This is a genomic window from Streptomyces sp. NPDC033229, assembly GCF_055576875.1.
Map to the genome: position 1 here is coordinate 63,396 of NZ_JBVIQR010000027.1, position 11,168 is coordinate 74,563.

At 69.9% G+C, this 11,168-nt stretch carries 10 protein-coding genes; 3 read left to right on the forward strand and 7 right to left on the reverse strand.

Annotation, left to right across the window (positions count from 1 at the left end; genetic code table 11):
* The first annotated feature begins 22 nt into the window (after positions 1-22).
* A complete protein-coding gene (locus ACZ53N_RS23280) occupies positions 23-1,234 on the forward strand; it encodes an acetate kinase (protein ID WP_469142744.1) in 1,212 nt (403 codons plus the stop codon).
* A 71-nt stretch (positions 1,235-1,305) separates the two neighbouring features.
* On the forward strand, positions 1,306-2,730 hold the full coding sequence (pyk, locus tag ACZ53N_RS23285; RefSeq protein ID WP_469142745.1) for a pyruvate kinase: 1,425 nt from the start codon (positions 1,306-1,308) through the stop codon (positions 2,728-2,730).
* Between the two features lie 182 nt (positions 2,731-2,912).
* Here pyk and ACZ53N_RS23290 read toward each other — a convergent pair whose 3' ends face one another.
* The 4 genes from ACZ53N_RS23290 to ACZ53N_RS23305 form a co-directional block, all read right to left on the reverse strand.
* Positions 2,913-4,193 carry a hypothetical protein gene (locus ACZ53N_RS23290; protein ID WP_469142746.1) on the reverse strand — a complete coding sequence of 427 codons (1,281 nt, stop codon included), beginning with the start codon at positions 4,191-4,193 and terminating at the stop codon, positions 2,913-2,915.
* The gene (locus ACZ53N_RS23295) at positions 4,183-4,710 is read right to left on the reverse strand and encodes a DUF6114 domain-containing protein (RefSeq protein ID WP_469142747.1); all 528 of its coding nucleotides are present in this window, start codon (positions 4,708-4,710) and stop codon (positions 4,183-4,185) included. Before ACZ53N_RS23295 ends, ACZ53N_RS23290 begins: the two co-directional genes overlap by 11 nt.
* A 131-nt stretch (positions 4,711-4,841) precedes the next feature.
* On the reverse strand, positions 4,842-5,483 hold the full coding sequence (locus tag ACZ53N_RS23300) for a DUF6230 family protein (protein WP_184732454.1): 642 nt from the start codon (positions 5,481-5,483) through the stop codon (positions 4,842-4,844).
* A gap of 574 nt (positions 5,484-6,057) precedes the next feature.
* On the reverse strand, positions 6,058-7,035 hold the full coding sequence (locus ACZ53N_RS23305) for a tetratricopeptide repeat protein (RefSeq protein WP_469142748.1): 978 nt from the start codon (positions 7,033-7,035) through the stop codon (positions 6,058-6,060).
* A 264-nt stretch (positions 7,036-7,299) separates the two neighbouring features.
* Here ACZ53N_RS23305 and ACZ53N_RS23310 point away from each other — a divergent pair, with 264 nt between their 5' ends.
* Positions 7,300-7,941, forward strand: coding sequence for a TetR/AcrR family transcriptional regulator (locus ACZ53N_RS23310; RefSeq protein ID WP_469142749.1), 642 nt, complete (start codon positions 7,300-7,302; stop codon positions 7,939-7,941).
* An 80-nt stretch (positions 7,942-8,021) separates the two neighbouring features.
* Here the strand turns inward: ACZ53N_RS23310 and ACZ53N_RS23315 are convergent, their stop codons facing one another.
* From ACZ53N_RS23315 to ACZ53N_RS23325, 3 genes are all read right to left on the reverse strand, one after another.
* Positions 8,022-9,725, reverse strand: a complete 1,704-nt coding sequence (locus tag ACZ53N_RS23315; protein WP_469142750.1) for an acyl-CoA mutase large subunit family protein — start codon at positions 9,723-9,725, stop codon at positions 8,022-8,024.
* 146 nt (positions 9,726-9,871) lie between these two features.
* Positions 9,872-10,207 carry a DUF3817 domain-containing protein gene (locus tag ACZ53N_RS23320; protein WP_130879986.1) on the reverse strand — a complete coding sequence of 112 codons (336 nt, stop codon included), beginning with the start codon at positions 10,205-10,207 and terminating at the stop codon, positions 9,872-9,874.
* Positions 10,208-10,413: 206 nt separating this feature from the next.
* Positions 10,414-10,935 (reverse strand): MarR family winged helix-turn-helix transcriptional regulator, encoded by a 522-nt coding sequence (locus ACZ53N_RS23325; protein ID WP_469142751.1) that lies wholly within the window; start codon positions 10,933-10,935, stop codon positions 10,414-10,416.
* Positions 10,936-11,168 lie beyond the last annotated feature (233 nt).

Sequence of the window (11,168 nt, forward strand, 5' to 3'; positions counted from 1 at the left end):
CCCCCAACCCGGAAAGCCCTTCATGACTGCCAACGCCACCCGAGTCCTCGTCCTCAACTCCGGTTCCTCGTCGGTGAAGTACCAGCTGCTCGACATGGCCGACGGTGCCCGGCTGGCCGTCGGGCTGGTCGAGCGCATCGGTGAGGAGACCTCCCGGCTGGCGCACACGCCGCTCGCGACGGGCGGCGCCAAGCGCGAGCGCGAGCAGCCGATCGCCGACCACGAGGCCGCGCTGCGGGCCGTCGCCGGGGAGCTGGCGGCGGACGGGCTGGGCCTGGACTCCCCCGAGCTGGCCGCGATCGGCCACCGGGTGGTGCACGGCGGCAAGAAGTTCACCGAGCCGACGGTGATCACCGACGAGGTGACGGCGGAGATCGAGCGGCTGGTCCCGGTCGCGCCGCTGCACAACCCGGCCAACATCACCGGTATCCGGGTGGCCCAGGCGCTGCGCCCCGACCTCCCGCAGGTCGCGGTCTTCGACACCGCCTTCCACACCACGATGCCCGAGGCCGCCGCGCGCTACGCGATCGACGTGGAGACCGCCGACGCGCACCGCATCCGCCGTTACGGCTTCCACGGCACCTCGCACGCGTACGTCTCGCGCGAGACCGCCAAGCTGCTCGGCAAGGACCCCTCCGAGGTCAACGTCATCGTGCTGCACCTGGGCAACGGCGCCTCCGCCTCCGCCGTCCGGGGCGGTCGCTGCGTCGACACCTCCATGGGGCTGACCCCGCTGGAGGGCCTGGTCATGGGCACCCGTTCCGGTGATGTCGACCCGGCGGTGATCTCCCACCTGGCGCGCAACGCGGACATGTCCATCGACGAGATCGACTCGCTCCTCAACAAGAAGAGCGGTCTGATCGGACTGTGCGGCGACAACGACATGCGCGAGATCCGCCGGCGGATCGACGCGGGCGACGAGCGGGCGGCGCTCGCCTTCGACATCTATGTGCACCGGCTGAAGAAGTACATCGGCGCCTACTACGCGGTCCTCGGCAAGGTCGACGCCGTGGCCTTCACGGCGGGCGTCGGCGAGAACGCGGCCCCCGTGCGGGAGGCCGCCATGGCCGGTCTGGAGGAGCTGGGCCTGGCCGTGGACGCCGATCTCAACGCCGTCCGGGGCGACGAGGCGCGCCTGATCTCCCCCGAGTACGCCCGGGTCGCGGTGGCGGTCGTCCCCACCGACGAGGAGCTGGAGATCGCCACTCAGACGTACGCCCTGGTCAGCGCTTGATCGACGGCCGGCTCCCGGTCGTTCCCCAGCTCGAATATTCCGCTCCGAAACAAACCGATAGGATCTGCCCCATGCGCCGTTCCAAAATCGTCTGCACCCTGGGCCCCGCCGTCGACTCCTTTGACCAGCTGAAGACGCTGATCGAGGCCGGTATGAACGTGGCCCGCTTCAACATGAGCCACGGGACCCACCAGGAGCACGAGGAGCGGTACGACCGCCTCCGTAAGGCCACCGAGGCGACCGGCCGCGCGGTCGGCGTCCTCGCCGACCTCCAGGGCCCGAAGATCCGCCTGGAGACCTTCGCGGACGGCCCCGTGGAGCTGGTGCGCGGTGACGAGTTCGTCATCACCGTCGAGGACGTCCCCGGCGACAGGACGATCTGCGGCACGACCTACAAGGGTCTGCCGGGCGACGTCTCCAAGGGCGACCAGATCCTGATCAACGACGGCAACGTCGAGCTGCGCGTCACCGAGGTCCAGGGCCCCCGGGTCAAGACCATCGTGATCGAGGGCGGTGTGATCTCCGACCACAAGGGCATCAACCTGCCCGGCGCGGCCGTCAACGTCCCGGCGCTGTCCGAGAAGGACATCGAGGACCTGAAGTTCGCCCTGAACATGGGCTGCGACATGGTCGCGCTGTCCTTCGTCCGCGACGCGAAGGACGTCCTCGACGTGCACCGCGTCATGGACGAGGTCGGCCGCCGGGTGCCGGTCATCGCCAAGGTCGAGAAGCCGCAGGCCGTGGCCAACATGCAGGACGTCGTCATGGCGTTCGACGGTGTGATGGTGGCCCGTGGCGACCTGGCGGTGGAGTACCCGCTGGAGAAGGTCCCGATGGTGCAGAAGCGCCTCATCGAGCTGTGCCGCCGCAACGCCAAGCCGGTGATCGTGGCGACCCAGATGATGGAGTCGATGATCACCAACTCGCGGCCGACCCGCGCCGAGGCCTCCGACGTCGCCAACGCGATCCTCGACGGCGCGGACGCGGTCATGCTGTCCGCCGAGTCCAGCGTCGGCGCGTACCCGATCGAGACCGTGAAGACGATGTCCCGCATCGTCGAGGCGGCCGAGGAGGAGCTGCTCTCCAAGGGCCTCCAGCCGCTGGTGCCGGGCAAGAAGCCGCGCACGCAGGGCGGTTCCGTCGCCCGCGCGGCCTGCGAGATCGCGGACTTCCTGGGCGCGAAGTCGCTGGTCGCCTTCACCAAGTCCGGTGACACGGCCCGCCGTCTGTCCCGCTACCGCACGGCCCAGCCGATCCTGGCCTTCACCACGGACGCCTCGACCCGCAACCAGCTCGCGCTGAGCTGGGGCGTCGAGACCTACGTCGTCCCGCACGTGGAGAACACCGACGCCATGGTCGACCTGGTCGACGCCGAGCTGCTCAAGCTCAACCGCTACGGCGAGGGCGACACCATGATCATCACGGCCGGTTCGCCCCCCGGCGTCCCCGGCACCACCAACATGGTGCGGGTGCACCACCTGGGCGAGAACCGCTAGGGCCTGTCCGGCGGATCATCGCCTGACTGCGCGCCCGTTGTTGCCGCCTGCGGCGGCGAGCGCCCTGCGGGCGCGTCCTCAAACGCCGGACGGGCTGATTTCAGCCCGTCCGGCGTTTGAGGACAGAGCACAGCAGCCCGTCCGGCGTTCGAGGACATCGCCGCGCAGCGGTGGTGCACCGGTTACGGATACGTCCCATCCGTCAGGTACTGGTGCAGATTCGGGACGGCGAGGGTGCCGCCGAACTGGCCCGCCTGCCGGATCTTGACGTCGGTGAAGACGAGTTCCGGAAGGGACAGCGGGGGCGGGGTCTCCGGGCTGAAGGTGACCTTGAGCGTGGGGATGCCCAGGAGGTTGAGGGTGCCCTTGAGCTCCTCGGTGTACATGGTCACCTTGCCGTCGCGGATCGTGGACGTCCGCCCCATGCCCGTGACGTGGTACTGCTTGCCGCCGCTGTTGACGATCTGATGCAGATCCTTGATGTCCAGCGCGCTGGCGGTGAACTTCAGGGCCTTCTTCCGCTGCCCGTTCACCATCGTGATCTCTTTGATGCCCTCGTACTTGAGGCCGTGCAGGGAGAGTTTGCTGGTCTCCAGATACCAGGGCTGGGTCGGGAAGGCGTGCTGCTCGTTCTCGTCCGTCACGGACCGGCTGGGGCAGGGCGTGTCCTCGGACCCGTCGGCGTCCGCGCTCGCGCTCGGCGACGGGCTGACGGAACCGGAAGGCGTGGGGGTGGGAGTCGGGGTGGTCTTCTTCGAGGGGCTCGCCTTGTCGGCGGGCGTCCCGGTAGGCGCCTTCGTGGGAGGCAAGGGCTTCCCCGCCCCGGCCGGCTTCGAGGCCGAAGGGCCGGTCGAAACGCTCGGCGGCGGCACGGGCACGGCCTTGTCGCCCTGGTCCGACTTGCTGCCCGTGAGGATCTCCCCGAGCTTCTCGCCGAGGCCCAGCGGATCCAGCGGGTTCGTGGCCTTGGAGGCCGACGGGGTGGGGGTGGGCGTGGGAGTGGGAGTCGCCGAGGGCGACGTCTTCGGCTCGGCGGTCCGCTTACGGGGCGCGGCGGGAGAGGCCGACGGTGAGGGATTGCCTGGCTTCGTCGCCCCGTCCGGCTCTTCGGCGTCCTTCGCGGCGTCCTTCGCGGACCCGCTCGGGTCCGGCCGGGGAGTCGCGTCGGCCGTGCCGCTGGGCGTCCCGCTCGGTGTCCCGCTGGGTGCCCGGTCCGGGGCCGTGACGCAGGGCCCGTCCAGGAAGGGGTTCTTCGGTGCGGGCTTGGCCTGTGCCAGCTGGGGTGTGAACCCCATCCCCATCAGCACCGCGGTGGGCATGGCGGCCAGCGCCACGGCCTTGCCCGCGGGCATGTGCAGCCGGGTCAGCAGCGGCTTCCTGGGCGCGGCGTGCCGTGGCCCGGTTCTCGACCGGCCGGCCGGCCCGGGGGCCGTGCCTTCTTCGCGAGCGTCGTCAGTCGCCACGGTGCCCCCCGTCGAATTCGCCACCCGGCGTCGTTCCTGACACCTCGCCCCCGGGGGAGGTGTCCTTGGTCAGCCGTACCGGCTCCTCCGAAGGGCCGTCCGCGGCCGGGGCGGCGATCGGCTTGCCCGGCATCCAGGACACGCTGAGCGCGCCGCCGATCAGAGCCAGCAGGAAACCGATCAGGAACGCGCCGAAGTTGGAGACGACCAGGGAGACGAGCCCGAGCAGGATGGCCGCGACACCCGCGAAGATGCGCGAATGCTGCTGGAACCACATGGTCAGGCCCAGTACGACCAGCAGCACACCGATGATCAGCGAGCCGGCACCCGCCGTGGTGGCCAAGCGGATGCTCAAGTCGCCCAGCGTCATGGTCTGGTACGGGATGTACATGATCGGAATCCCGCCCAGCAAGGTCAACAACCCGGCCCAGAACGGACGTTGTCCGCGCCAGTGCCGGAACGAATGACGGAAGCGGCGGAAATTGTCGATCGGCTGGGGGCGCGTGTCGGCGCTCATGGCGTACAGCTCCTCGGAACCGGCGAATCGGTGGAACCTGAACCCGGCGCCACCGCTCCGGCGGTCCGGGGCGCGGCGCGGTGCGGGTACGGGGGCGCGATCCAAGCCCCCATACCCGCCCGTTCAGTGCGTCAGTTGTTCTTGCAATCGGCTTCGCCCATATTGACGCCCATCTTCAGGCCGGGAAGCGTGAACGATCCGGCCGAGGTCGCCCAGGCGCGCTGGTGGACGTCGCTGAACTCCACCTCGTCGGCCTGCTGGGCGAACGAGCCCGGCACGTAACCGCCCCGCTCACCGTGTTCACCACCGGGCTTGGCCGGGCCGGGGCCCTTGGTGGTGTCGGTCACCGAGACGCCGATGTCCACATTGGTGAACTTCGCGTTGGCCTGGAGGTCGTCGGCGTCGATGTAGAGCTTCTCCGCCTTGACCTTGTCCTTGCCACCACCGGCCTGGAGCTTCATCGACACCTTGCCGAACGGGGTGGGGATGGTGACCGCCTGACAGAGCTTGGTGATCTCCGCCTTCTCGATACCGACCACCGCGACCGGCTTGTTTCCCTGCTTGGTGACGTCGTTCGCCCCGTACTGGACGAAACCCCAGCCGTGCAGGCTCTCGGCCGCCACTTCGAATTGCTGCCCCGACACGCTGAAGGACGCCGCGAGGGCGCCCTGCGCGACGGCCACCCCGATGGCGGCCGTCGCCGCGACGCTGGGCACCATGACGACGGCGAACCGCTTCCATCTGGTGCCACCGCGAGTCGTCATCGACTCCATGACTTTCCTCCTTCTCGGACGTACATCTCCGACAGGGGCTGGGACACCCGTGCCGGGATGGGAGAAGTGCTACGTCCTCGGGAAGGAGCACCGTCGCTTCGGTGGCGCCAACCGCTTCGCACCCGATACTCCGGCGATCACCCCCGAGCGACAACCACTGGCCACGCCTTCGCGCAACCTCGGGGACAGGCACCGCCGTTGGTGACGGAGACCCCCCTGCCCCAAGGCCGGCTGATGGTGCCGCCGGCCACCCGGTGGGGACCCACCACCCCGGGCGCGCCAGTTGGGGCCGTGCCGGGGGAATGGACCGAGCTTGGCCGATCGTGGTCCATTCCCGGCCGGGGCACAAGAGGTTCGTTACTAGCGAGTAACAGGGGGATAACCGAAGGGCGACCGACCCGCATCGACCGGGCGTGCGAGAGCGCCGGAGTGTGCCCGGACAGAAAGGATGCGAAAGAAAAAACCCGGGCGAAGGGCCCGGGTTTCCTTACTGCCAGTAACAGCAGTGCCGTTTATCAAGATTTGGTAAAGCGCCGCCTCCTCCCGCTGGTGATGCGGGAGGTGCGGGAGTCCGTCAGAACAGCGCGCGGGAGAGCGCGGTACGCGCCGCGGTCACCCTCGGATCATCCTGACCGATCACCTCGAAGAGCCCCAGCAGCCGCACCCGTGCCGCGTCCCGGTCCTCGCCGGCCGTCCGCTTCACCGCGTCGATCAGGCGGCCGAAGGCGTCCTCGACATGCCCACCGACCAGGTCGAGGTCGGCGGCGGCGAGCTGCGCCTGTACGTCGGCGGGGCGCTCGGCGGCGTCCCGGCGGACCTTCTGCGGGTCCAGGTCCTGGACCCGCTGGAGGAGTTCGGCCTGGGACAGACCGAGCTTCGCCTCCAGATTGCCCGGGTCGTCGGACAGCACGTTCTTGTACGCCTGCAGGGCGCCGCCCAGGTCACCGGCGTCCAGCGCCTCGTGGGCGAGGGCCAGCGCGCTGTCGTGCGGACCCGCGGGCGGCTGCGGCGCGGCCGCGGCGGCCGGCTCGTCGGCCGCGCCGGGCTGCACCGGTGCGCCCACGATCCCGAAGCGCTGCTCCGAGACCTGGATGAGCTGGTCCAGCACCTGGCGGATCTGCCCCTCGGGCGCGGCGCCCTGGAACAGCGGCAGGGCCTGCCCGGCCACCACCGCGAAGACCGCGGGGATGGACTGCACGCCGAACTGCTGGAAAAGCATCTGGTTGGCTTCGACGTCTACCTTGGCGAGCACGAACCGGCCGGCGTACTCCGCCGCCAGCCGCTCCAGCAGCGGGCCGAGCTGCTTGCACGGCTCGCACCATTCGGCCCAGAAGTCGATGACGACCGGCACCTCGGCGGAGCGCTGGAGGACCTCGAGCTCGAAGCCCGCCTCGTCGACGTCGAAGACGAGGCCGGTGGCGCCGACGGGCGGCGTACCGCCCTGGCGCGCCGCTTCGGCGCGCGCCTGCTCGGCCTTCTGCTTGGCTTCCCCGGCCGCCTTCACCGCGGCGAGGTCGACCACTCCACTCATGGACATGTTCCGTGGCTGCATGGGCCTATCCTCCCCCCTCCGCGCGGCGATCGGAAAAACGCCCGTCGTCACGTGATCCCATAGCGGTTCGCAATCGACACCGGGTCCCCACCCGGCATCCGTGGTTGTCGCTCTTTCGCTACGAGTCGTAGCGTAACTGCAACCCCACGCCCCTCCGCAAGCATTTCCGGTGATCTGCCTCACGGACAGGCGTACAAAGGGGCGCACGAAGAGGCGCGCGAGGGGCACGCCTCCCCGGTCGTACTCATGGGTAAGGTCGCGGGCATGACTTCCGCCTCCCCCTCCGGGCGCCGGACGGGCCGCCCGCGCAGCGCCGAGGCCGACCGCGCGATCCTCGACGCGACGCGCGCCGCGCTGGTCGAACTCGGCTGGGGGAAACTGACGCTGGGCGATGTGGCGGCCCGTGCCGGGGTCGCCAAGACCACCCTCTACAGACGCTGGGCGGGCAAGAGCGAACTCGTCGTGGACGCCGTGGCAGCACTCTTCGACGAGCACTTGGAGCTCCCCGACCGGGGCAGCCTCCAGGCCGACATCGAGGGGGTCGTCCTGCAGTTCGCCGCCCTGCTGGAACGCCCGGAGACGAAGACGGCCCTGATGGCCGTGGTGGCCGAATCCACCCGCGACGACGCCCTGCGCGCCCGGATCCGCTCCGCGATCGTGGACCGGCAGAAGACGCTGGTGCTCCTGGGGCGGGAGCGGGCACAGGCGCGGGGAGAACTCCCGCACGAGCCGGACCCGGCCGCGGCCGACCGCAACACGGACCTGATCTTCGACGTGGTCGCGGGAACGGTGCTGCATCGCACGCTGGTCAGCGCGGAGGCGGTGGACGGGGAGTGGGCGCGGAGCTTCGCGGCGCTGGTGGTGGGCGGGCTGGGGTCGGTGGGCTTTCCGGAACGGACGGGCTGAAATCAGCCCGTCCGGGCACCATCAAGCCCGTCCGGCGTTTGAGGACCGGGGTCCGGGGCGGAGCCCCGGGTCAGGAACGGTCAGAACCCCGCCGGCTCGACATACGTCCCCCACTCGTCCCGCAGCACGTCACAGATCTCCCCCAACGTCGCCTCCGCCCGCACCGCCTCCAGCATCGGCTCGATCATGTTCAAACCGCCCCGCGCAGCGTCGAGCATGGCTTGAAGACCGGCCTTCACCTTGGCGTCGTCGCGACCGGCCTTCCGCCCGCCCAGGACCCGGACCTGCTCCCGCTCCACCTCGTGGCTGACCCGCAGGATCTCCAGATCGCCGGTCACCGACCCGTGGTGGCAGTTGACGCCGACGACCCGCTTGTCACCCTTCTCCAGGGACCGCTGGTACTGGAAGGCGGACTCGGCGATCTCGCCGGTGAACCAGCCGTCCTCGATGCCGCGCAGGATGCCGGACGTGATCGGGCCGATGGGGTGCTCGCCACCGTCCCGCACGGCACGGGTGCCGCGCTCGCGGATCTGCTCGAAGATCTTCTCCGCGTCGGCCTCGATCCGGTCGGTGAGCTGCTCGACGTACCAGGAACCGCCGAGCGGGTCCGCGACGTTGGCGACGCCGGTCTCCTCCATCAGCACCTGCTGCGTGCGCAGGGCGATCTCGGCGGCCTGCTCGCTCGGGAGAGCGAGGGTCTCGTCGAGGGCGTTGGTGTGCAGGGAGTTCGTGCCGCCGAGGACGGCGGACAAGGCTTCCACGGCGGTGCGGACGACGTTGTTGTACGGCTGCTGCGCGGTCAGTGACACGCCCGCCGTCTGGGTGTGGAAGCGCAGCCACTGGGCCTTGTCGGTCTTGGCGCCGTAGACGTCCCGCATCCAGCGGGCCCAGATGCGCCGGGCCGCACGGAACTTGGCGATCTCCTCGAAGAAGTCGAGGTGCGCGTCGAAGAAGAAGGAGAGCCCCGGGGCGAACGTGTCGACGTCCAGGCCCCGGGAGAGCCCGAGTTCTACATAGCCGAAGCCGTCGGCGAGGGTGTACGCGAGCTCCTGCGCGGCCGTGGCCCCGGCCTCGCGGATGTGGTAGCCGGAGACGGAGAGGGGCTTGTAGGCGGGGATGGCGCGGGCGCAGTGCTCCATCAGGTCGCCGATCAGACGCAGGTGCGGCTCGGGCGGGAAGAGCCACTCCTTCTGCGCGATGTACTCCTTGAAGATGTCGGTCTGGAGCGTGCCGTTGAGCACGGCGGGGTCGATGCCCTGCCGCTCGGCGGCGACCAGGTACATGCAGAAGACGGGCACGGCGGGGCCGCTGATCGTCATCGAGGTCGTGACGTCACCGAGCGGGATGTCCTTGAAGAGGACCTCCATGTCGGCGGCGGAGTCGATGGCGACGCCGCAGTGGCCGACCTCGCCGAGCGAGCGCGCGTCGTCGGAGTCACGGCCCATGAGGGTCGGCATGTCGAACGCGACCGAGAGCCCGCCGCCGCCCGCGGCGAGGATCATCTTGTACCGCTCGTTGGTCTGCTCGGCGTTGCCGAAGCCGGCGAACTGGCGGATGGTCCAGGTCCGGCCGCGGTAGCCGGTCGCGTGGAGCCCCCGGGTGAAGGGGTACTCACCGGGCCAGCCGATCCGCTCGAACCCCTCGTAGGAGTCGCCGGGACGGGGCCCGTAGACCGGGTCGACCGGGTCACCGGAAAGCGTGGTGAAGTCGGCGTCCCGCTTGCGTGCCGCGTCGTAACGGGCCTGCCACCGGCTGCGCCCTGCCTCGATCGCCTCTGCGTCCATAACGCTGCCTGCCGCCTCTCGCGCTGCCCGCCGACTCGCGGGCCAGATTTACTAGGACGTCCTAGTAAATGGTCGCGCACAAACGCCCCGGACACAAGGCTTGTCCGGGGCGGTGGCGTGGCGGCGGGGGTGAGGAGCGACGGCGCTCAGGCGCCGACCGGCTCCGCGGTGCCCTCGATCAGCGGCTCCAGCTCCCGGGCGACCTTGCGCTCGACGAAGAACGCGGCCGTGGGGATGGTGCCCGCGAGCAGCACCCACACGAGCTTGCCGAACGACCACTTGGCCTTCGAGCCCATGTCGAAGGCGAAGATCAGGTAGAGGACGTAGAGCCAGCCGTGGGCGATGCCGACGAGGCTGACGAAACCGTCCGCGCCGTCCATCGTGAGCAGGTACTTGGCGATGACGCCGATCGTCAACAGGACCAGCAGCACACCCGTGACGTATGCCATCACGCGGTAGCGGGTCAGCACGCTCTTCTTCACTGAGGGGTTCCTCGCATTACCGTCTCGGAGCAGCCGCCTCCCGGGGCGGAAGACCGCGGCAGTAGTCGAGCGTAACGCCACGTTCCGGGGCGATCTTCGCCGCCCCTTCGGCTGCGCCGCGCCAATACCAGCCCGTCCGGCGTTTGAGGACGCGCCCGCAGGGCGCTCGCCGCCGCGGGCGGCACAACGGCACAGACAGCCCGCGCCTAGTCGCCGACGGGAGCGTCCTCGAAGTCGTTCGCCGCCACCCGCAAGGGCCTCAGCATCGTGAAGATCTCCGTGCACTCCTCCGCGTCGTACGCGCCGAGCCCGAAGTCCATGGCCATCAGATCGCGCGTGGCCGCCTCGACGACCTCGCGCCCCTTGTCGGTGATCGAGGCGAGCGTGCCGCGCCCGTCGTTGGGGTTGGGCCGCTTGTCGACGAAGCCGGCGGTCACCAGCCGGTCGACGGTGTTGGTGACCGAGGTCGGGTGGACCATCAGCCGCTCACCGATCTTGGACATCGGCAGCTCGCCCGCCTTGCTGAACGTGAGCAGCACCAGGGCCTCGTAGCGCGCGAAGGTCAGCCCGTACGGCTTGACGACCGCGTCGACCTGTCCGAGCAGGATCTGCTGGGCGCGCATGATCGAGGTGATCGCGGCCATGGAGGGCACGGATCCCCAGCGCTGCTTCCAGAGCTCGTCGGCTCGGGCGATGGGATCGAAGGGGAGGCTGAGGGGCTTCGGCACGGCACCGAGCCTAACCCGGCGGCCACATCCTGGTCGCCGATATCTCGCAGTCCGGACTCTCGCCCCGGCCGGGCCTTCGGCTGCGGCCCGTCGTTGCCGCCTCTCGCCTGACCGGCGGACCTTCGACTGCCGACCACCGTGCCGCCTGCGGCGGCGAGCGCCCTGCGGGCGCGGGGGGGAGGGGGAGGGGGGAGGGGGTGAGCACGGCCGGATGGGTGGGGGAAAACAAAAAA